At 49.2% G+C, this 19,721-nt stretch carries 23 protein-coding genes and 1 riboswitch; of the genes, 17 read left to right on the top strand and 6 right to left on the bottom strand.

Translation table 11 applies throughout. From position 1 onward, the window contains the following. Nucleotides 1-79 precede the first annotated feature (79 nt). The 8 genes from AF331_RS10780 (at nucleotide 80) to AF331_RS10745 (ending at nucleotide 7,019) form a co-directional block, all read left to right on the top strand. Complete coding sequence (locus AF331_RS10780; RefSeq protein WP_053428136.1) at nucleotides 80-2,491, top strand: Na+/H+ antiporter subunit A; 2,412 nt, start codon at nucleotides 80-82, stop codon at nucleotides 2,489-2,491. Continuing rightward, a complete protein-coding gene (locus AF331_RS10775) occupies nucleotides 2,475-2,900 on the top strand; it encodes a Na(+)/H(+) antiporter subunit B (RefSeq protein WP_053428135.1) in 426 nt (141 codons plus the stop codon). The genes AF331_RS10780 and AF331_RS10775 overlap by 17 nt, the downstream gene beginning before the upstream one ends. Further along, nucleotides 2,900-3,238 carry a Na(+)/H(+) antiporter subunit C gene (locus AF331_RS10770; protein ID WP_048005112.1) on the top strand — a complete coding sequence of 113 codons (339 nt, stop codon included), beginning with the start codon at nucleotides 2,900-2,902 and terminating at the stop codon, nucleotides 3,236-3,238. The genes AF331_RS10775 and AF331_RS10770 overlap by 1 nt, the downstream gene beginning before the upstream one ends. Next, nucleotides 3,231-4,715: a Na+/H+ antiporter subunit D gene (locus tag AF331_RS10765; RefSeq protein ID WP_053428134.1), complete on the top strand. Its 1,485-nt coding sequence runs from the start codon at nucleotides 3,231-3,233 to the stop codon at nucleotides 4,713-4,715. Before AF331_RS10770 ends, AF331_RS10765 begins: the two co-directional genes overlap by 8 nt. Before the next feature lie 24 nt (nucleotides 4,716-4,739). After that, the gene (locus tag AF331_RS10760; RefSeq protein ID WP_053428133.1) at nucleotides 4,740-5,216 is read left to right on the top strand and encodes a Na+/H+ antiporter subunit E; all 477 of its coding nucleotides are present in this window, start codon (nucleotides 4,740-4,742) and stop codon (nucleotides 5,214-5,216) included. After that, nucleotides 5,209-5,493 (top strand): Na(+)/H(+) antiporter subunit F1, encoded by a 285-nt coding sequence (locus tag AF331_RS10755; RefSeq protein ID WP_048015147.1) that lies wholly within the window; start codon nucleotides 5,209-5,211, stop codon nucleotides 5,491-5,493. The genes AF331_RS10760 and AF331_RS10755 overlap by 8 nt, the downstream gene beginning before the upstream one ends. Then, complete coding sequence (mnhG, locus tag AF331_RS10750) at nucleotides 5,471-5,899, top strand: monovalent cation/H(+) antiporter subunit G (protein WP_053428132.1); 429 nt, start codon at nucleotides 5,471-5,473, stop codon at nucleotides 5,897-5,899. Before AF331_RS10755 ends, mnhG begins: the two co-directional genes overlap by 23 nt. A gap of 172 nt (nucleotides 5,900-6,071) precedes the next feature. Further along, complete coding sequence (locus AF331_RS10745) at nucleotides 6,072-7,019, top strand: ICP22 family protein (RefSeq protein ID WP_053428131.1); 948 nt, start codon at nucleotides 6,072-6,074, stop codon at nucleotides 7,017-7,019. Between the two features lie 309 nt (nucleotides 7,020-7,328). Here AF331_RS10745 and nei read toward each other — a convergent pair whose 3' ends face one another. Continuing rightward, nucleotides 7,329-8,144, bottom strand: a complete 816-nt coding sequence (nei, locus tag AF331_RS10740; RefSeq protein WP_053428130.1) for an endonuclease VIII — start codon at nucleotides 8,142-8,144, stop codon at nucleotides 7,329-7,331. Nucleotides 8,145-8,312: 168 nt separating this feature from the next. Beyond that, nucleotides 8,313-8,421: riboswitch (SAM riboswitch) on the top strand. Nucleotides 8,422-8,506: 85 nt separating this feature from the next. Here nei and mmuP point away from each other — a divergent pair. Both mmuP and mmuM read left to right on the top strand, forming a co-directional pair. Next, a complete protein-coding gene (mmuP, locus tag AF331_RS10735) occupies nucleotides 8,507-9,922 on the top strand; it encodes an S-methylmethionine permease (RefSeq protein ID WP_053428129.1) in 1,416 nt (471 codons plus the stop codon). Next, on the top strand, nucleotides 9,891-10,856 hold the full coding sequence (gene mmuM, locus AF331_RS10730; protein ID WP_053428128.1) for a homocysteine S-methyltransferase: 966 nt from the start codon (nucleotides 9,891-9,893) through the stop codon (nucleotides 10,854-10,856). Before mmuP ends, mmuM begins: the two co-directional genes overlap by 32 nt. A gap of 47 nt (nucleotides 10,857-10,903) precedes the next feature. Here mmuM and AF331_RS10725 read toward each other — a convergent pair whose 3' ends face one another. After that, the gene (locus AF331_RS10725; RefSeq protein WP_053428127.1) at nucleotides 10,904-11,317 is read right to left on the bottom strand and encodes an ATP synthase subunit c family protein; all 414 of its coding nucleotides are present in this window, start codon (nucleotides 11,315-11,317) and stop codon (nucleotides 10,904-10,906) included. Nucleotides 11,318-11,420: 103 nt separating this feature from the next. On the opposite strand from AF331_RS10725, the gene AF331_RS23155 reads away from it, so the two are divergent. Together AF331_RS23155 and AF331_RS10715 are read left to right on the top strand one after the other, a co-directional pair. After that, entirely contained in the window at nucleotides 11,421-11,714 is a 294-nt protein-coding gene (locus AF331_RS23155) for an RNA polymerase sigma factor (protein WP_053428126.1), read from the top strand. Between the two features lie 8 nt (nucleotides 11,715-11,722). Beyond that, entirely contained in the window at nucleotides 11,723-12,394 is a 672-nt protein-coding gene (locus AF331_RS10715; protein ID WP_152915603.1) for a hypothetical protein, read from the top strand. On the opposite strand, the gene AF331_RS10710 is transcribed toward AF331_RS10715, so the two are convergent. Continuing rightward, nucleotides 12,391-13,401, bottom strand: a complete 1,011-nt coding sequence (locus AF331_RS10710) for a serine hydrolase domain-containing protein (protein ID WP_053428124.1) — start codon at nucleotides 13,399-13,401, stop codon at nucleotides 12,391-12,393. The two genes, AF331_RS10715 and AF331_RS10710, sit on opposite strands and share 4 nt — an antisense overlap. Before the next feature lie 207 nt (nucleotides 13,402-13,608). Between AF331_RS10710 and AF331_RS10705 the strand changes: the two genes are divergently transcribed. Further along, nucleotides 13,609-13,983, top strand: a complete 375-nt coding sequence (locus AF331_RS10705; RefSeq protein ID WP_053428123.1) for a VOC family protein — start codon at nucleotides 13,609-13,611, stop codon at nucleotides 13,981-13,983. A gap of 34 nt (nucleotides 13,984-14,017) precedes the next feature. Here the strand turns inward: AF331_RS10705 and AF331_RS10700 are convergent, their stop codons facing one another. The 3 genes from AF331_RS10700 to AF331_RS10690 form a co-directional block, all read right to left on the bottom strand. Beyond that, nucleotides 14,018-14,839, bottom strand: coding sequence for an MBL fold metallo-hydrolase (locus tag AF331_RS10700; RefSeq protein WP_053428122.1), 822 nt, complete (start codon nucleotides 14,837-14,839; stop codon nucleotides 14,018-14,020). 252 nt (nucleotides 14,840-15,091) lie between these two features. Next, nucleotides 15,092-15,550 carry a hypothetical protein gene (locus AF331_RS10695; protein ID WP_053428121.1) on the bottom strand — a complete coding sequence of 153 codons (459 nt, stop codon included), beginning with the start codon at nucleotides 15,548-15,550 and terminating at the stop codon, nucleotides 15,092-15,094. Beyond that, nucleotides 15,547-15,753, bottom strand: coding sequence for a helix-turn-helix transcriptional regulator (locus tag AF331_RS10690; protein WP_048016376.1), 207 nt, complete (start codon nucleotides 15,751-15,753; stop codon nucleotides 15,547-15,549). Before AF331_RS10690 ends, AF331_RS10695 begins: the two co-directional genes overlap by 4 nt. A gap of 244 nt (nucleotides 15,754-15,997) precedes the next feature. On the opposite strand from AF331_RS10690, the gene AF331_RS10685 reads away from it, so the two are divergent. From AF331_RS10685 to AF331_RS10670, 4 genes are all read left to right on the top strand, one after another. Then, nucleotides 15,998-16,849, top strand: a complete 852-nt coding sequence (locus AF331_RS10685; RefSeq protein WP_235576366.1) for a TRM11 family SAM-dependent methyltransferase — start codon at nucleotides 15,998-16,000, stop codon at nucleotides 16,847-16,849. 248 nt (nucleotides 16,850-17,097) lie between these two features. After that, nucleotides 17,098-18,123, top strand: a complete 1,026-nt coding sequence (desA, locus tag AF331_RS10680) for a Delta(5) desaturase DesA (RefSeq protein ID WP_053428120.1) — start codon at nucleotides 17,098-17,100, stop codon at nucleotides 18,121-18,123. Between the two features lie 26 nt (nucleotides 18,124-18,149). Beyond that, the gene (locus tag AF331_RS10675; protein WP_053428119.1) at nucleotides 18,150-18,623 is read left to right on the top strand and encodes a response regulator; all 474 of its coding nucleotides are present in this window, start codon (nucleotides 18,150-18,152) and stop codon (nucleotides 18,621-18,623) included. A gap of 101 nt (nucleotides 18,624-18,724) precedes the next feature. Beyond that, complete coding sequence (locus AF331_RS10670; protein WP_053428118.1) at nucleotides 18,725-19,711, top strand: LacI family DNA-binding transcriptional regulator; 987 nt, start codon at nucleotides 18,725-18,727, stop codon at nucleotides 19,709-19,711. Nucleotides 19,712-19,721: the final 10 nt, after the last annotated feature.

Here is a 19,721-nt window from a genome sequence, read left to right as displayed (position 1 = left end):
TGGATTTCTTACTATATCTAGAAGTTCCGAAAGATTAAGAAATGGATTGTTGAAAATTATTCAAAAAGGAGGGGCTCACTTGTCTTGGATCCATCTAGCCGTCTTGCTCCCGATTCTGTTCGCCATCTTGGTTCCATTCATCTATAAACTGGTTTCACCGAAGATCCATACCGGCTGGTTCGTTCTTGTTGTTCCACTTCTGGTCTTCATCTACCTATTAACCTTTATCCCCAATCTCGCAGCCGGAAATACGTATGAAGCATCTGTATCATGGATTCCTGCGTACGATATCGACTTTGTCCTCACCGTCGATGGCCTCAGCCTTCTATTCGGCCTTCTGATCACCGGGATCGGAAGCTTGGTCATCTTTTATTCCATTTACTATATGTCGAAGCACCGTGAAGCGCTACACAACTTCTATGTGTATCTGCTCCTCTTCATGGGAGCCATGCTCGGTCTGGTGTTCTCGGATAATATCTATGTCCTGTATGTGTTCTGGGAAATGACGAGTATATCCTCATTGCTCCTCATCGCGTACTGGTATGAACGGGAGCGTTCACGCTACGGAGCACAGAAGTCCATGCTCATCACCGTGTTCGGCGGACTCGCCATGCTTGCGGGCCTCATCATGATCAGCATGATGACAGGAACAAACAGTATAAGGGACATCCTGTCACAGGCCAATGGCCTTCAGGATCACCCACTCTTCCTTCCTGCCATGATATTGATTCTGTTGGGAGCATTTACGAAATCCGCCCAATTTCCTTTCAGCATCTGGCTTCCGGACGCCATGGAAGCACCGACACCCATCAGTGCCTATCTCCATTCAGCGACCATGGTCAAAGCCGGTATCTATCTCGTCGCCCGCTTCACAGCTTTCTTTGGGGGATCGGCCGAATGGTTCTGGATCGTATCCGGGGTCGGCCTCATCACACTCCTCTATGGCTCGGTCAACGCCGTGCGCCAGACGGACCTCAAAGCACTCCTTGCGTATTCGACGATCAGTCAGCTTGGCATGATCATGAGCATGCTCGGGCTCGGTTCCGCAGCCCTTTATTTCGGGTATGGGGATGAATCCACCGTCTATGGGACGGCCATATTCGCGGCGATCTTCCATATGGTGAATCACTCCACATTCAAAGGTGCCCTCTTCATGGTAATCGGTATAATCGACCACGAAACCGGTACCCGTGATATCCGGAAACTTGGAGGGCTCGTACGATTCATGCCGATTTCCTTTACGTTGACTGTAATCGGTAGTTTTGCCATGGCGGGCCTTCCGCCGTTCAATGGCTTCCTCAGTAAAGAAATGTTCTTCACTGCCTTGGTGAAAGCGTCGGAGCTGTCGATTTTCAATGTCGGGTTCATCGGCCTCCTCATCCCGATCATCGGCTGGGTGGCCAGTGTCTTCACCTTTGTATACTGCATGATCCTTGTATTCAAGACATTCGGCGGGCGCAACAAGCTCGCGAAGAAAGGGAAGGTCTTACATGAAGCGCCATTCGGGTTGCTATTGAGTCCGGTTATCCTGGCTCTGATAGTTATCATCTCATTCTTCGTACCGAATGTGATGGGGGATTATCTATACAAACCCGCTTTCAACGCCATCCTTCCCGAGCTTCATGAAACCATCAAGCTGAAAGAAATCAGCGCATGGCATGGATTCAATATGGAGCTGTTCATGACCTTTGGCGTCATCGTCTTCGGTATCATGCTTTACAAGACGCTTCGAAAATGGTTCCGTCTATACTTGAAATATCCGCAGGCCCTGACGCTGAATAACGCCTACAATGTCGGGATCGAGAAGATGGAGAAAGTCTCAGGTGCTGTGACGGATCGCTATATGACAGGGTTCTTGAGGGATTATCTTGTTTATATCTTCGTGTTCTTCATCCTGATGGTGGGAGGCTCCCTTTTCCTTACCGGAGGGTTTATCCTTGATACATCGAACGACAGTCCGATCACGATTTATGAAGCAGGGTTTGTGGTGATCCTGGTCCTGTCTGGACTATCGGTCCTGTTTGCCAAAACGAGGCTCACAGCTGTCGTTTCCGTAGGGGCCCTAGGGTTCCTCGTATCATTCCTATTCGTCTTGTTCAGGGCGCCGGATCTTGCCCTCACTCAGCTGGTGGTGGAAACCGTTACGACGACGCTCTTCCTGTTATGCTTCTACCATCTTCCTCAGCTGAAGAAGGAAGTAAGCAAGATCCCATTCAAGCTGACGAACGCCGTCATCGCCATTTTATCGGGAGTGGTCGTGACCCTGGTTGCCCTCTCTGCTAACGGTACACGAATGTTTGATTCCATCTCGAGCTACTATGAGAATTCGTATGAAATCGCTGGTGCAAAAAACATCGTCAATGCGATCCTGGTCGATTTCAGGGGGATTGATACGATGCTTGAAATCCTGGTTCTATCGATTGCCGGGCTGGGTGTTTACACACTGATCAAAATGAGGGGAGGAGGGGATAAGAATGAAAAAGCCAAATGATATCATCATCAAGAATGTCACCAGGGTGGCCATCGTCATCATCCTGGCCTTCGCCATTAACTTATTCATTTCCGGCCATCATCACCCCGGTGGCGGATTCATCGGCGGTCTGGCGTTTTCGTCAGCCTTGATCCTCCTTTTCCTCACCTTCGATATGGAATCGGTCCGTCGCAACCTGCCTGTCGATTTTAAGGTCCTGTCTGCCGTCGGTGTCCTTATCGCTGTCCTGACGGGTGTCGGTGGGATGGTATTCGATAAGCCGTTCCTGTTCCAGACCTATGATTACTTCGACCTTCCCATCTTCGGGAAGACGGAGCTCGCCACTGCGGTCCTATTTGATATAGGTGTTGCCCTCGCCGTCATCGGGACGTCCATGACGATCATACTGAGTATGGGGGATGATCGCTGATGGAAACACTGATGTCCATTGTTGTCGGTATCCTTTTTGCCATTGGAATCTATTTGATTTTGACAAAGACGCTTCTGCGGATCATTTTGGGCACTTCGATCCTGGGCCATGCCGTGAACCTGTTGATCATCACCATGGGAGGGCTGAAGAAAGGTGGACCGCCCCTTCTCGGGATCAAATCCCTCACCTATGCGGACTCACTGCCTCAGGCCCTCCTGTTGACGGCGATCGTGATCAACTTCGCTACGACGGCCCTATTTCTGGTGTTGAGCTACCGTGCCTACAAAGTGCTAGGCACCGATGACACAGAACAGATGAGAGGTTATGAGAATGAATAATGTAATCATATTGCCCATCATCATCCCGATCATCGCGGGGATGGTGATGGTGATATTCAGAAAAAACATACCGTTTCAGCGGTTCCTCGGGGTCATAGCCCTCGTGGCATCGATTGCCGTCTCCTTCGTACTGATGGAGCAAATCAAAGTGAACGGTCCACAGTCCCTTCAGTTGGGCGGGTGGGAAGCCCCATTCGGTGTCACGATGGTAGCGGATATGCTTTCGGCGCTCCTGCTTTTGATTTCCGGGATCGTCGCCCTATGCTGTCTCTTTTATTCCTTCCGGTCGATCGGGAGGAGCAGGGAAGAGCATTACTTCTATCCGCTATTCCTGTTCCTGATCACCGGGGTGAACGGGTCATTTTTGACGGGGGATATCTTTAACCTGTTTGTCTGCTTTGAAGTGATGCTTGTCGCTTCGTATGTGCTGATCTCCCTTGGAGGGGAGAGGGTGCAGCTCAGGGAAAGTTTGAAATACATCCTCATCAACATCATCTCGTCTTTCTTGTTCCTCGTCGGGATTGCATATCTCTATGCGACCCTCGGGACATTGAATATGGCCGATCTATCCCTGCGGGTGGAAGAAGCGGGGCAGGATGGGCTGATCACAACGATCGCCATCGTCCTGCTCACAGTGTTCAGCCTGAAGGCCGGTCTATTCCTGTTCTTCTGGCTCCCTGGTTCATACGGAGCACCACCGACGGCCGTGTCAGCCGTATTCGCCGCCCTTTTGACGAAAGTGGGAATCTACGCCATCATCCGGATGTTCACCCTTGTGTTCTATCATGAGCCCCAGGTGACCCATCTCCTCATCGGCATCCTTGCAGCCCTCACCATGCTGTCCGGGGCGATAGGGGCCGTCGCCTACTGGGATATCAAGAAGATCCTGACGTATAACGTCATCGTCGGTGTCGGATTCATCCTGGCGGGTCTGGCTTCGTTCAATCCAAACGGAATGACAGGATCCATCTTTTATCTCATTCACGATATGATCGTGAAGGCCCTGATCTTCTTGTTAGGGTGGACGATCATCCACTTGACTGGAACAAGCAAGCTCAGGAACATCAGCGGACTCATCACGCTTCATCCATTGTTCGGTTGGATGTTCTTCATTGCCGCATTGTCCCTTGCAGGGATTCCGCCATTCGGAGGGTTCCTGGGGAAAGTCCTCATCACGAAGGGGACATTTGAGGCAGGGTACTTCTGGCTCGGTGGCATCGGTCTGTTGACCAGTCTCATGGTCCTGTACTCCATCATGAAGATCTTCATGAACGGGTTCCTTGGAGATACCGAGCTGACCGAGGAAAAAGAAAAAGGAAGTATCAAAGGCCTCATGTGGCCGATCAGTATCCTCACCGCCCTCACCATCTTCCTTGGACTCGGAGCACAAGGTGTACAGGAGTATGTGAATATTGCGGTGGATGGATTGATGAATCCGTCCATTTACATTGAAGCCGTCATTGGTGTCAATCGATAAGAAAAGAGGTGGTACCCCGTGCCCATGCAAATCCTGATCAATCTTCTGATCGGTTTCATATGGATGTTCTTTCAGGAAAGCTTCAGTTTCCTCACCTTCTTCAGCGGGTATTTATTCGGTATACTGGTCCTGTTCATTTTAAGGCGTTTCCTGCCCCATAAGTTCTACCTGGAGTCGCTGGTGGCCATCATCCATTTATTCCTTGTCTTCATCCGGGAGCTGTTTGTCTCGAGCGTTCAGGTATCACGTCATATCATTAAGCCGAAGATCGATGTATCACCCGGTGTATTCAAGCTTGAGACCGATCTTGAAGGGGAGCTTGAAGTCACGCTTCTTGCCCTCCTGCTGAACCTGACCCCGGGTTCCGTCGTCATGGAGGTTTCCGATGACAACAAACGATTCTATCTTCACGGGATCAATCTTCCAAGTGCGAAAGAATCGGCATACAAATCCCAGAAGAAGCTGGAGACTGCCATAAAGAGGGTGACCAGAAATGATTAAAGCCATATTAATCTGTTCCCTTGTCGTCCTGACCATTGCCATCCTTGCGACCGTCTATCGGATCATCAAGGGACCGTCAGCACCCGATCGTGTCCAGGCACTGGATGCCCTGGGGGTCAAGCTGATCTCTGCGGTGGCGATCTTTTCGGTGCTGCTCCAGAACTCGGGCTTCTTCGAAGTCATCCTTCTCATCGGGATCCTTTCATTCATCGGCACGCTTGCATTTGCGCGCTATATAGAGAGGGGTGTCGTCTTTGAACGTAACAAGTCCGATTGAAGTCGTCGCCGTCTTCCTGATCCTGATCGGAACGATCTTCAGTTTGCTCAGTGCCATCGGGCTCGTCCGTCTGCCGGATATCTACACCCGGTCTCACTCAGCTTCTAAGAGCTCCACTGTTGGGGTCCTGTTCACCCTCATCGGTGCCTTCCTTTTTTTCATCATGGAAGGGGTGTTCAGCATCAGGCTGTTCCTGGGCATTTTCTTCGTGTTCCTTACGGCGCCAGTCGCTTCCCATGTCATCGTCAGGGCAGCATATAGGTCCAAGGTCGAAATGTGCGACGAAACCGTACAGGATGAATTGAAAGATCTGTTGGAACAGGATGAAGCCAATTACCATACGGAAACGAAGGATGAGGAGACAGACGCTTCTTCATCCAATAAATCAGAGAAGGCCACTGAGTAATTCGGTGGTCTTTTTTGATGTGAAATTTGACTGGTGCCATGCGGTTCATCCACCTTTTTACATGTGTCGAAACACACCAATAAGCACCAAACTTTGTAAAAATATGTTTGCCGTGAGAGAGTGCGGGTATAAAACTGGTAACAAAATGGTTGACAAATAAGGAGGTAGCTACATGAAGCGAAAGGCAGCATGGTTCAGCATTCTACTGGCGATGATTTTGACCCTGGGGGCTTGCAGCAGCCTGCAGACGGCCATCAGCGGTGACAAGGAAGAGAAGAAAGAAAAGACGGAACAAACGGGTGAAGAAAAGACCGCCAAGAAAGATGACAGTGATCAATCTGGAGAAGTAGATGCGGAAGAATCGACGGATGCAACCGCAACAGAGGAAGAAGGAATCAATTCAGAAGAAGGTAGTGCTTCTGGCGAAGAGGGAACGGCATCAATCGATGACATTCCGGCAGATGGAAACGTCCAGGATGATTCACTGAGCACTGAAGAAGACCCATTCAATGACGACTCTTCCGATGCGTTCGACAGTCCGGCTACAGGTGATGCAGAGACCACGATGCCTGGTCAGGGACCCAGTATTGAAGCCAGTGAAGAAGAATTTGCCGCCTTCGATAAAGAGATTCAGCTTGCCTTATTCCAGGCCAGGATGATGGAGGTCATGTTGTACTACGATTATGGAATTGGCAATCCCGATTTTTACATTAAGGAAAACATGACCGAAGAGGATGTACAGATGGTCAAATCGGAACTTCAGACCATCCAGATAGAGGAACCTGTCTATAAGAGCATGCATGATGAGGCCTTGGGTTTGCTTGATTCGATCGACAATAGCAAGGAAGTGGACGGAGATATCAAGAAATACAAAGAAACACAGGACAAATACCTGGAAATCTCAGAAGACATGATCAAAACGATTGAGAAAGTGAACGTGGACAATGCCGCCGAAACAAGGAAGAAGCTTGATGATATGACGACAGAATACTTGAGGATTTCCACTGAACTGGGTGTGATCATGAAGGACATCGTCGTCAAACAGGGACTTGACCACGCCTACTTTGTAGAGGCCCTGGACGGGATCATGACGAGTGCAGGGATGGACGGAGTAATCTAAAAATAAATAGAGGGTTGGAAAAACGTGTTTTAGCTATAGTAAAACCCGAATTCATTTGCCACCGATCAGGCAAATGAATTCGGGTTTTAATTTGTTTCATGACTATTCTTATTTACTTGTTTCTAGCGGTTGACTGAAGTGCAAGACGAAGACTCCAGCGGGAAGAGTAGCTGATGTGAGACCCCGCAGGCTTGCCGAGGAGGCTCACGGGCTACCCGCGCGCAGTCTTGCACGGAAATCATTAGCGGTATATAGAACGTATACTGTTCGTGTTAAATGCTATTTTTTTGTTTAGTCCCGACCTCATTTTTATTTGGACTGACAATGTGGGCAGTAGTACAACCTTCTCGAAGCAGCCATGATCTTTTCAATTTCTGTTCCGCAGCGATAGCATGAGGCACCTTCGCGATTGAAGACCCAATGGCGATAGCGGGACCGCGTCAAGCCTTCTTGTTTCAGCTTCTCTACCAATTGCAGGTCATTGGTGATCCCGGCGGTTTCATAGGATTGCTTCATCAGATGGATGATGGCTTCAGCGGCAAGGGTCAGCTGGTCATCACGGCAGTCCATGGGACGGAGTGTCGGATGGATCCCCGAGACGAATAGAATTTCAGACCGAAGGTAGTTCCCGATACCGGCAACGAAACCTTGATCAAGGAGCAGATGCGCCCATTTGCGCCTCCTGAATGCTTCCATCCTGGTCAGGATGTCTCCGCTTGTTACGTCTTCACTGAGAATATCCGGTCCCACCCGTGCAATGAAGGGATGTAAATGGACCTCCTCATCCCGCATGACTTCAATATCAGAGGCGCTGTAGAGCAAAGCGGATTTCTTTTCATTGTGTATGGCTACGCGCAGCTGGCGGTTGGTCTTTGGGTATTCATAGGCCTGCTTGACGTACCATCGCCCATACAGTTGGTTGTGTGAATACATCGTATAGCCGTTGTCAAAGCGTATCAGCATCGCTTTTCCCTTCGTGTCCACCCTTGTGATCTTTGTCCCTTGAAGGAGACTTTCATATCCCTTTAGCTGTGGGAAGGCAAAGAAAATCTCCATGACGGGAAGATGGGCGAGCGCTTTTTGAACACGGTCGGCAGCCCTTCTGATTTCCGGTCCTTCCGGCATGGTGTCATCCCCCTTTTTCTATATACGTTCCCGTATTCCCATGGAAATAATCAAATGGGTGTTTTTCCACAAAGGGTAAGGTGTGGGTGCGCTTACATATTATTGGTGTGATTATTTTTATATTGACAGGAATGAGGGTTCTTGTTAATGTTTATACCAATCTCATAATTCTTATCCAGAGAGGTGGAGGGACTGGCCCTTTGAAGCCTCAGCAGCAGATCTTCTTCTGAAGAAACTGTGCTAATTCCAGCGGGTGATCAAACCTGATAGATAAGCAGTTTATTTGTCGGTAACGCACTCGTTTTGAGTGCGTTTTTTGTTTGTCTGCTCATCCCAGAATCAAGAACGCGGAGGATGCCAACATGAAAATTGAAGCAAAAGACTTTAAGAGGAAAATGAAAACAAGGCATTTGATCATGCTTTCCCTTGGGGGCGTGATCGGAACGGGGCTTTTTCTCAGCTCGGGGTATACCATCCATCAGGCAGGTCCATTCGGTACGATCCTTTCTTATTTGATCGGAGCCATCGTCGTGTATCTTGTCATGATGTGCCTCGGGGAGCTTTCGGTACATATGCCCGAGACGGGATCTTTCCACAGCTACGCGGCAAAGTACATCGGACCTGGTACCGGTTATGCCGTCGGTTGGTTGTACTGGCTGACTTGGACGGTTGCCCTTGGATCTGAATTCACGGCTGCCGGTCTGATGATGCAGCGGTGGTTCCCATCAGTCAGCGTATGGATCTGGAGTGGGTTATTCGCAGCCATCATCTTCGGTATGAACGCGTTCACGGTCCGATTTTTTGCAGAATCTGAATTCTGGTTCTCCCTTGTCAAGGTAGTCGCCATTGTCTTTTTCATCATTGCAGGAGGGGCTGCCATCGTCGGTTTCGTGCCCCTTGCCGATTCATCCCCGGCACCATTCTTCACGAATATCACCGATGCGGGGTTATTCCCGAATGGGGCATTTGCTATCATCATGACAATGCTTGCCGTCAACTTCGCCTTCTCCGGCACCGAGCTGATCGGGGTAGCCGCGGGTGAAACGAAGGAGCCTACCAAAACGATTCCAAAGGCGATCCGGACGACCCTTATCAGACTCGTCATCTTCTATGTAGGGACGATCGTGGTTCTTTCTGCCCTCCTCCCAAGTGAAGCGGCAAGCGTATTGGAAAGTCCATTCGTCGCCGTACTCGGCAGGATCGGGATTCCATATGCGGCAGACCTCATGAATGTGGTGATCATCACCGCTATCCTCTCCGCAGCCAATTCCGGCTTGTACGCTTCTTCCAGGATGCTTTGGTCACTTGCAGACAAGAAGACCATACCGTCTTTCTTCGGTAAATTGACCAAATCGGGCGTTCCCCTCGTAGCCACCATCACCAGCATGCTTGGAGGCGGGCTTGCACTCTTATCAAGCATTTACGCACCCGACACGGTCTATATCCTACTGGTGTCGATTTCCGGACTGGCCGTCGTATTTGTCTGGATGAGCATCAGTGCATCCCAGTTCTTCTTCAGGAGACGCTTCATCAAAGAAGGCAACAGTGTGAAGGACCTGGCATATAAGACGCCGTTGTATCCATTCGTCCCGATTGCATCGTTCGTTCTCTGCCTTGCATCCGTCATCGGTATCGCATTCGACGAAGGTCAGAGGGTGGCACTTTACTGCACGATCCCGTTCGTCGGCTTCTGTTATATAGCGTACTATGTGACAAACTATGTGAAAAAGAAAAGGAGTGAAGAGTATGTCAACACAAGTGAAACACAATCCCATTGAAGCCATCCTGAGGAGTCACGCTACGGTCATCCTGGATGGGGCGCTTGCCACTGAACTGGAGTCCCATGGATGCGATCTCGATGATCCCCTGTGGTCTGCCCGGACCCTCATTGAGAACCCGGGGGCGATCTCGGCCGTCCACACGGACTACTTCCGAGCGGGAGCCGATTGTGCTATCACAGCAAGCTACCAGGCAACAGTGGAGGGCTTCGGTAAGCGAGGGATAGGCGAGGAAGAGGCCATTGCTTTGATCAAGCAAACCGTATTCCTGGCAAAAGAAGCAAGGGATTCATTCTGGGATGAAGAAGGCAGTCGGGACAACGGACGTCATAAGCCTTTCGTAGCGGCCTCTGTCGGACCGTACGGAGCGTATCTGGCAGATGGGTCCGAGTATCGGGGGAATTACGGGATTCCTAAAGAAGAGCTTGCAGCCTTCCATCGTCCGCGTATTAAGGCACTTATAGAAGCAGGAGCAGACGTTCTGGCGTTTGAAACCATCCCTTCTTTTGAAGAAGCGGAAGTGTTGGTGTCCTTATTGCATGAATATCCCGGTGTTTATGCCTGGCTGTCCTTTTCGTTAAGGGATGGGTCCCGGATCAGTGACGGTACGAGGGTGGCAGACTGCGCACTTGCCTTCAAGGACGAAGAACAGATCGCAGCAATCGGTGTGAATTGTGCACCGATCCCGGAAGCGACGGACGCCGTCAAAATCCTTCATCAGCATACAGATCAACCGATCATCGTCTATCCGAATTCAGGTGAAACCTATGATGCGGAAACCAAAACCTGGCATGGAGAGGAAGCGTGCGGAAGTTTCATTGACCAGTCCGATGCCTGGTTCGAAGCAGGTGCGAAGATCATCGGTGGCTGCTGTCGTACCGGACCTTCCCATATTCAGGACCTGTCTGATAAGTGGAGGAAACGCGTAAAATAAATCAACAATAAAAAAGGAGGCCGATGCGCCTCCTTTTTTATGTGGGGTCAACCTGCTGCAATGAGACTTGCCACAATGGCGATGATGGGGACCGCCGTCATGAGGGCATACCCAATGAAAAATGTGGTCTGTACCATCGCTTTTGTTTGCTTATCCGCATGGGGATCTTTCACCACGTCCAAAAATGTCCGCAATAACACCACAAAGTTGACGGCGGTAACCGCAATCGTTATGGCCACAGGAATGACGACGGATCCTGTAAAGGACTCGATCATGATGAAGCCAAGGACGATAAGGATCAATGGGAGTGCTTCTGCTATCGCCACCCCGATGAACATCCTCGACTGGATCTGTTGACGCTGATCAGGATGAGCCGCCATCTCCCTCATGGCTTTCCGTATTACAATCCCAATTCCCGTGGTTGCAATGATGGCTGCTAATGCCATTAAATATAAAGCCATAGAATCACCTCATCGTTTCATAGTATTGAAGATTTTGTCACATACCCATATTATAGGAAATACAGGATATGCAGGCAACCATTAACAAAAGTAGATTGTGAGAATGGAGTGGAGCGGAAAGATGAATGCAGACCTTGAATCACTTGGATCACCCCTTCGGGACCTGGAGAGGGAATTTAAAGAAAAAATCGAGCCATATCGGTCCGATCTATGGAGATACTGCCGGACCTTGACGCTATCCCCGTGGGATGCAGAAGATCTGGTCCAGGATACGCTCCTCCGTGCGTTTTCATTATTGCCAAGCTCTATCAGCCTATCGAATCTAAAGCCTATCTATTCAGGATTGCAACGAATCGTTGGATCGATCAGAGGAGGAAGCAGGAACGGATCGAGATGAGGGAGGACATGGAGGAAATCAATGCAGCGGGAGAATTCGACTATCAGCTTCTGGAAAATCTGGAGCATCTCGTCCACATTCTTACCCCTGTTCAATACGTATCGATCATTTTGACCGATGCATTCCTATACAAAGGAAAGGAAGTGGCTCATATCATCGGGACGACGGAAGCGTCCGTCCATGCCAATGTCAGCCGTGCACGAAAGAGTTTGCGGAAGTATAGTCCTGTCTCTAATGCCAAATCAGGAACAAGTGGATCTGTGGATTCTCTTCAAGCTGATCCGGTCATCGCCACCATGCTGGAAGGATTCCGGTCCAAGGACCCCGAAAAGATTGCTTCCGTCCTTCATGAAGAGATCCAGACGGAGATTGTCCATTCAGGGCTGGAGATCGGCCTGGAAGAGACAAAGAGACATTCCTTGGGGGATTGGTATCAGATTGTCCAGGATCAACAAGCCATCATCGGGGAGTACCGTCTGCTATGGGGTGCCCCGGTGATTGTGGAGCTGGAGGAGAAGGAGGACGGGAAGAGGTATCTCAACAATCTTCACCGTATCGAGATCGAGGACGACCTCGTCATCTCCTGGAGATTCTACTGCTTTTCATGGGATCTGATGAAGCAGGCTGCCGAAGAACTGGATGTAGAATTGAACGCAGCCTACTTTTATCATTTGTATTAAATATCATTCTTCCTGATGAAGGTCATCAGGGAGAATGCCTGTTCGTCACAATTTGATAGGACGGTGATCATCCGGTCGTCCTCCGGGATGATCACGGATCTGAAGCTCACGCCAGGATCAAGGCCCATCAACGAATAAACCGGCGCATTATCCCCTTCGTCCTGGATCACCCATACTCCATATCCATAAAAGGTTCCCGTACCACATTCCACGTGGGGCTTCAGGAGGAGGTCCGTGCTTTCTTTCGTCAGGAGACTGTGCTTAAAGAGGGAATCGAGCAGGGCATGGACATCCTCTGTTGTCGTATAGGCGCCTCCGTCCGGTCCTCCTTTCACGGGAAGGGAGTAGATATTGCTTTTATACAGCCCATCCCCTAGACCGATGTAGCCCGTGGCTGTTCCATCCGGTAGCAGGTCCATCCTGAAGTAACCCGACTTTTCCATCCCTGCCGCTTTGAAAATCTGGGTCTTCACATATTCGGAAAATGTGATTCCTGCGTGTGCCTCGATGATCAAGCCCAAAAGCACATAGCCGGAATTATTGTAGGAAAAGCGCTCACCGGGCGTGGATTTCATAGGCTCTTGTTCAAACAAGGAGAGGAAGTCAGCCGGTGATTCCATCCGGTATGAGGGCTGGTCTCTCCATAAGTCCTCGAAGTCATCCATCTCTTCTTCATCAAAATAATCCGGGATGCCGGAAGTATGGGTCAACAGTTGGTGAACCGTGATGCTTTCGTGAAAGGAAGTATGCTCCATGTGCAGAATATCCCGTAGCCGCGAGTCCAAGGAAAAGCAGCCTTTTTCGATCAGCTGCAGGATAGCGATTGCAGTGAAGAGCTTGCAGCCCGAAGCCATCCCGAAGCGGGTGTGAGTGGAATTGGGTATGTTGTGCACCCGGTCTGCCAGGCCGTATGCCTCCTTGAATTCCACCTGGGATCCTCTTGTCACAAGGATAGATCCTTGGAAGTCCGTATTGATACAGTAGGTGTGAAGATCATGTTCTTTCATGGAATCAGTCCTCTCGTTTCCTTCATGATACCGTTTCCCGTGATAGGTTGATAGGCAAAAAATGGTGATAGAATAAGTTTTCCTTATGTTGATTTCGGGGATAAGGTTGTATGGAAGCCGTCCGCAGGGAAAATCTGCAAAAAAAGCCTGTCAGGTTTTCATCGTTTCATCCGTCTTACTGAATGAAGACAAAAAGGAGAGTGAATCATGAAAACGCCCATTCAAAACAGAATCCATACCATCTTTATCCATGTGAGTGATCTGAAAGCCTCTGCCCACTGGTATGCTGATCTTCTCGGACAGGAAGTCGACCTGGACGATGTCACCAGACCGGTCCATACGATCCCGGTCGCCGATTATACAAGTCTTACGCTTGATGCAGGACCTGAAGGGGAGCATAAGGACATCGTGCCCGCCCGCTTCCCGATCTTTAATTTTCATGCGGACGATATTCATGAAGCCCATGGATACGTGGAGGGAATCGGAATTGAAGTCGTCCAGCCCATCACAAGCTTCGATGATTTCTCGTTTTTTACCGTTAAGGATCCTGACGGCCATCTCATCATGATTTGTACAGGATGAAACAAAAGCATCCCATATAACGGGATGCTTTTTGTTATGTATGGAAGAGCGTGCCTTCCAGTGCGGCGATATAGCGTTCTGCCGAGGCCTGAACCTTCGTATTCGCTCCACGCGTGACGATCCGGTGAAATGCGTTGTATAGCCTGTCGAATGGGAGCGGCTTCACTTGGGTCGCCATCTCCTTCACTTTATAGGCAGGGAGCGGGATGAGATTCGGATAGCTATACATGAAGCTGACCCAGTTCCGATCGGCCACCACCTGGATGACATCACCTGTGAGGAGCACGCCGAGCTTGTCTGCACCGCTTCTCCAGTGGAGGATGCTCCCTCCTTTGAAATGCCCGCCGATGCGATGGATGGTGACTTCTTCGTGCAGTTCAAGCGCTTCCCCGCTCCAGTAGATGATGCGCTCACTCGGCCGGGTCACCCATTCCCGGTCGTCTTCGTGAATATAGATCGGGGCATCGAACGCTTCTGCCCATTCCACTTGGGTGGAGTAATAGTGCGGGTGTGACAGGGCAATCGCCTGGATGCCGCCTAACTCACGGATGGTCGCAATGGTCTCTGCATCAAGGTAGGTGATGCAATCCCACAGAACATTGAAGCCGGCTTTCTGGATGAGATAAGCGGTTTGACCGATGGCGAACGAAGGAGTGGTGGTGATGCTGTAAAGCCCTTCTTCCTCTTGAACAATCTCATTCTTGTATACTCCTGATGCAGTAAGCTGCTCAAGGTTGGTCCATGATTGACCGTTTGGATTCACATATTGTCGTTCCTCCGTGCAGATCAGACAAGATGACGGTTCTGCAGCCGAATGGTATTGCACGCCGCATGTGGTGCATATGTACTCATTCATGATGACTTCACTTCTCCTCTTATTGGGAATTCATTAAAATTATACCATGAAAAGGCTGAGGTAAATGTGTTTTAATCATAGTAAAACCCGAATCGATCTACCTGCGGTCAGGCAAAAAGTTCGGGTCATTAATTGGTGTCATGAACATGACGATTGATTTGTTTCCAGCAGGAAGCGCAGTCTTGTACGGGAATTAAGAGCTGTATGACGAACCTACCCTAATCGAGTTCGTTTGTTTTGTCTTAACACTGATTAAAATGCCTTCTTCCAATGAATCAGATACGCCGTCACCTGAACGAAGGGCAGCAGCATGAAGAGAATCACTGGATAGTAGGGGAGCTTTTCAGCAACGAGTGGATAAAAGACAAGCAGAGCGGCGATGACCGGAGCGGCGATCATCATGCTCATATAGGCGGTCTTACAGGCTTCCGCAGTGATCTGCTTTTCCCTTTCATCGCTTTCCTGGAATTCATCCGGAACCATGAGGGAAAGCTTCCTTCTTTTTTTAGAGCGGTAGGACAGGATGGAAAGGATGCTACACACGATCAAGATCAATAGAAAAGGGAAAGCATTTCCTTCAAACATGACGTCTCCGTCCGGGTTTTTGTTGAACGCAGCAATTTGGGTGGTCATATCAAAAAACTCCACCATTGCCCAGCCAAATAAACCAAATACTACGACATACATCCAAAACAGTTTCATCAATTTCATCTTTCTTCCTCCTCCAGATAGAATATCTCTTCAACGGGCAGTCCGAATGCCTTGGCTATTTTCATCGCGAGAAGCAGGGAAGGGATATAGCTCCCTTTTTCCAGGGCGACGATGGTCTGTCTCGTCACATCGACGGACTCAGCAAGCAGGCCCTGTGTCATTCCATGCCTTGCCCGCAATTCTTTTACACGGTTTGTTAGCATCCCATCACTTTCCTTTTCTTGAGTTTATACCCATATTGTATGGTTAACTTTACATTTTGTAAAGTCTATTTTACATCTATTTCTAAAATGGGCCCCGGCAAGCATGCCGACTGTACGAAATAGCTGTGATACAATAGGAAGAGTACGCTATTTTCATACGGAGTTGATTATCATCAGAAAACATCTATATACCTACTCCTGGGAACCGAACGAAGTTTCGCTGTGCGCATTGGAAAGAAGGACGTTGTTCGGCGAAAGTCCGAGCTCATTGATCCAGGAAAGCACACGCTTGATCGATCCGAGCAGGAGTCCATTTATAAAAGAACGTCTCACCGTCATGACGGAAGGAGCCAGCTTTGAGGAGTTCCTTGGAAACGTCCATCAATTGGCTGCCGTAGATGGTTTCAAGGTCATATATGTGCAAAATCCCGACCGGGAAAAAACAGGGTTCAAGGAAGTGCGCAGGATCGAAAAGGAAGTCGGCCTCCAGCTCAAGGGGGAAGCGGAGCTGGTCCATCCGACGATCTTATACGGCATCATGGAAACTGATGGCGGTTGGGTCTTAGGGGAGTATGCCCGTAATGAAGCCATATGGCTGAAGCACCAGTCCAAGCCCCACAGCTACTCGACTTCATTGAATACACGTGTGGCCCGTGCCGTAGCCAATATCGCCGCACCGGATCCCGAAGGTGTCACCCTTATCGATCCGTGCTGCGGAATCGGCACCGTTTTGGTGGAAGCACTGTCCATGGGGATGGATATCAAAGGAAGTGATCGAAATCCATTGATTTTGGATGGAGTGAAGGAAAACATCGCCCACTTCGGACTGGAAGGGGAGGTCAGCCTCATGGACATCAATGACATAACCGATCATTATGATGCGGCCATCATCGATCTGCCCTATAATCTCTGCTCGGTCATAACAGATGAAGAGAAGCTAGAGCTCCTTCAGAGTGCTAAACGGATAGCTGACAAAGCCGTGATCGTGACCCTTGAGGATGTCGATGAGGCCATCCGTGATGCCGGTCTCTCCATAGAAGACCGTTGCGAAGTGAAGAAAGGTCGATTCGTCCGGGAAGTACTTGTATGCTCATGAATAATACCCACTCCATTGACAAAGATGGAGTGGGTATTTATGTTTTTTACGCAGGAAATATGACTTTTTTCAGATTTTCCTGATTTTAATTTCCTTCCTCAAACCCCTGCTGTGAAAGCATTCTCATTCCTGCCCCGTTTGAAAATATGACAAGTGTCATATCCTTCATATGACACCTACTACTAACACCATGACACTCTCTCCCCTATACTATGGGTAACACAAAGAGAAAAGGGGATTGTACTCACATGACGAATATAAAAACGCTGAAAAAAGAAGTAGCTCCTTATGAGAAATCCACGACAAAGGAAAGTGTGTGGCAGCTGATCAATACGTTGGGGCCTTTCTTCCTTCTATGGTTCCTCGCCTATGAGAGTTTATCTGTATCCTACTGGCTGGCCCTCGTTCCCATCATCCTGGCAGCTGGATTTTTGACAAGGATCTTCATCATCTTCCATGACTGCACGCATTACTCATTCTTCAAAAGCCGCAAAGTCAATCGAGCAGTCGGTACAGCCATGGGAATCATGACCCTTTTTCCTTTCGATCAATGGGGACATGACCATGCTGTCCACCATGCAACAAGCGGAAACCTTGATAAAAGGGGTACCGGTGATATCTGGACGATGACGGTGGACGAATACCGTGCAGCTCCTCTGAAAACACGTCTTGCGTACCGTTTTTACCGTAATCCGTTCGTGATGTTCATCCTTGGTCCGATCTATGTGTTCTTGTTGAAAAATCGTTTCAATCGTAAGAACGCCAGAAAAAAAGAAAGAAACAATACGTACTTCGTCAACCTTGTATTGGTAGTCCTGGTCACATTATTCTGCCTGACGCTCGGATGGCTTCCATTCCTGCTTGTGCAAGGATCAATCTTCATGATATCGGGTGCTTTCGGAATCTGGTTGTTTTATGTGCAGCACACGTTTGAAGATTCTTATTTCGAGGAAGATAAAGAGTGGGAATATGTGCTTGCGGCAGTGGAAGGAAGCTCGTTCTACAAGCTTCCGAAGGCCATTCAATTCCTGACGGGGAATATCGGGTATCACCATGTCCATCACCTGAGCCCGAGGGTTCCGAACTACAAGCTTGAAGAGGCTCATAATAACACGAAGCCTTTGCAGAATGTCCCGACGATTTCACTGATGACAAGTCTCAGTTCCATTAAATTCAAACTGTGGGACGAAGAACGGAAGAACTTTGTCACCTTCAAGGCAGCGAAGGTCCAAAAGTCTGCTCGTATCACTCCGCAAGCCAAACCGGAATTATAATCGCAGGTTGAAGAGGAGAGACACGCATGATTTCTATTGTTGTCGCAGAAGTGGATGAAGCATATTTGAAAACCATCTGCACCCTTTTGGAACTGGAAGAAGATGCAGTGGTGATCGGGCAGGCAGACTCCCTTGAATCGGCAGGGAGCATCCTGGAGAAAGACCCACCAGACATTTTCATTGCCGACATCAGCTGGTTATATGCACAGGACTTCATAAGAGATGTAGCTTCCAAAGGCATCAAGATGATCATCCTATCCACGTTTGCCGATCCGGGGAACGAGCGGATGGTGATGGAATCGGGTGTACATGGCTACCTGATCAAAGACAGCACGGGAGATGAATTGATCGGAGCGATCCGCACCGTCATGACGGGAGAACACGTGTATTCTCCCAAGCTCGAAGAACCGGGAAAGGAGTCAATCGTACACTCTCTCCCGGTCAGGAAGGCCGGTCCCATCGCCTCTATCGTGAACAGATTCAAATCTTCTGCTGTTTGAGCCTCCCCTTGGGAGGTTTTTTTCTTTTTCTGTAACATGTTCATCAGGGCGGCTTTCGGGTAAAATGGAAGGGTCCGGGCTTTTGTAAGGAGGAATGCAGAGTGCCAACGATCAAAGAAGTAGCGAAGATGGCTGAGGTCTCTAGTGCCACGGTCTCACGCTTTTTAAATAATTCAGGTTATGTGGGGGAAGAAGCAAGGAAAAGGATCCTGAAAGTGATTGAGGAGACAGGCTATGTTCCGAGTGAAAATGCAAAATCCCTCAGAACGAAACAAACGAAAGTCATCGGTGTCATCCTGCCGAAAATCAGCACGGAAACGTCAAGCAGGCTTGTCCGCGGATTGGATGAAGTCCTGGCAAAAGAGGGATATCAGATTTTGCTTGCCAACTCGGGCTTGAGTGCGGAAAAAGAAATTGAACATCTCAGGCTCCTAAAGAGTCGAGATGTGGATGGAATCATCCTCTCAGCTACTACAAATGGAGCCGGGCTGAAGGCTGAAATCCAGCGTCTGGATATACCGGTGGTCGTGGTGGGGCAAGAGGTAGACGATACGCCGAATGTGATCTTTGACGAATATCAGGCAGCAAAGGACATGGTGAAACACCTCATCGATCACGGTCATGAACGCATCGGATTCATCGGGGTTTCAGAAGAAGACCCGGCTGTCGGTGTGTTGAGGAAAAAGGGATACCTCCAAGCGATGCAGGAAAGAAACCTTCCCATAGAAGAAAGTTGGATAGAGAAGGGGATCTTCGATGTGGAATCTGGAGCTGTTGCCATGGAGCGCATGATGGGGGCTGCCATACCTCCGACAGCAGTATTTGCCGTGACCGATCGTCTGGCCATCGGCGCCATGAATTACGTGAAGTCAATAGGATTACGGATTCCTGAAGACATTGCGTTCGCAGGAATCGGTGCTTCGGAGCTTTCCAGATACATCACGCCTTCCCTCACTACAATGGACTATCAGAATAAGGAGTCTGGCAGAGTGGCAGCAGGATTGATCCTGGAAGCCATCAAGAGTGGTGGAAATTCTCCGGAAAAAAGACTGATAAATGTTCGACTTCTCCAAGGTGATAGTGTATAATCCGAATTAA

Origin of the sequence: Rossellomorea marisflavi, from assembly GCF_001274775.1 — a bacterium.
GTDB lineage: Bacteria > Bacillota > Bacilli > Bacillales > Bacillaceae_B > Rossellomorea > Rossellomorea marisflavi.
Note: the sequence above shows the minus strand (reverse complement) of the source record. Positions and strands in the feature narration are given on the sequence as shown.

Excerpts from the sequence above, each read along its gene's own strand:
- AF331_RS10700 (WP_053428122.1), bottom strand. The coding sequence starts at position 14,839 with ATGAATGAGTACATATGCACCACATGCGGCGTGCAATACCATTCGGCT.
- AF331_RS10725 (WP_053428127.1), bottom strand. The coding sequence starts at position 11,317 with ATGGCTTTATATTTAATGGCATTAGCAGCCATCATTGCAACCACGGGA.
- AF331_RS10765 (WP_053428134.1), top strand. The coding sequence starts at position 3,231 with ATGAATAATGTAATCATATTGCCCATCATCATCCCGATCATCGCGGGG.
- mmuP (WP_053428129.1), top strand. The coding sequence starts at position 8,507 with ATGAAAATTGAAGCAAAAGACTTTAAGAGGAAAATGAAAACAAGGCAT.
- AF331_RS10775 (WP_053428135.1), top strand. The coding sequence starts at position 2,475 with ATGAAAAAGCCAAATGATATCATCATCAAGAATGTCACCAGGGTGGCC.
- AF331_RS23155 (WP_053428126.1), top strand. The coding sequence starts at position 11,421 with ATGGAGTGGAGCGGAAAGATGAATGCAGACCTTGAATCACTTGGATCA.
- nei (WP_053428130.1), bottom strand. The coding sequence starts at position 8,144 with ATGCCGGAAGGACCGGAAATCAGAAGGGCTGCCGACCGTGTTCAAAAA.
- AF331_RS10695 (WP_053428121.1), bottom strand. The coding sequence starts at position 15,550 with ATGAAATTGATGAAACTGTTTTGGATGTATGTCGTAGTATTTGGTTTA.
- AF331_RS10710 (WP_053428124.1), bottom strand. The coding sequence starts at position 13,401 with ATGAAAGAACATGATCTTCACACCTACTGTATCAATACGGACTTCCAA.
- AF331_RS10760 (WP_053428133.1), top strand. The coding sequence starts at position 4,740 with ATGCAAATCCTGATCAATCTTCTGATCGGTTTCATATGGATGTTCTTT.
- AF331_RS10715 (WP_152915603.1), top strand. The coding sequence starts at position 11,723 with ATGGAGGAAATCAATGCAGCGGGAGAATTCGACTATCAGCTTCTGGAA.
- mmuM (WP_053428128.1), top strand. The coding sequence starts at position 9,891 with ATGTCAACACAAGTGAAACACAATCCCATTGAAGCCATCCTGAGGAGT.
- AF331_RS10770 (WP_048005112.1), top strand. The coding sequence starts at position 2,900 with ATGGAAACACTGATGTCCATTGTTGTCGGTATCCTTTTTGCCATTGGA.
- AF331_RS10745 (WP_053428131.1), top strand. The coding sequence starts at position 6,072 with ATGAAGCGAAAGGCAGCATGGTTCAGCATTCTACTGGCGATGATTTTG.
- desA (WP_053428120.1), top strand. The coding sequence starts at position 17,098 with ATGACGAATATAAAAACGCTGAAAAAAGAAGTAGCTCCTTATGAGAAA.
- AF331_RS10755 (WP_048015147.1), top strand. The coding sequence starts at position 5,209 with ATGATTAAAGCCATATTAATCTGTTCCCTTGTCGTCCTGACCATTGCC.
- AF331_RS10675 (WP_053428119.1), top strand. The coding sequence starts at position 18,150 with ATGATTTCTATTGTTGTCGCAGAAGTGGATGAAGCATATTTGAAAACC.
- AF331_RS10690 (WP_048016376.1), bottom strand. The coding sequence starts at position 15,753 with ATGCTAACAAACCGTGTAAAAGAATTGCGGGCAAGGCATGGAATGACA.
- AF331_RS10705 (WP_053428123.1), top strand. The coding sequence starts at position 13,609 with ATGAAAACGCCCATTCAAAACAGAATCCATACCATCTTTATCCATGTG.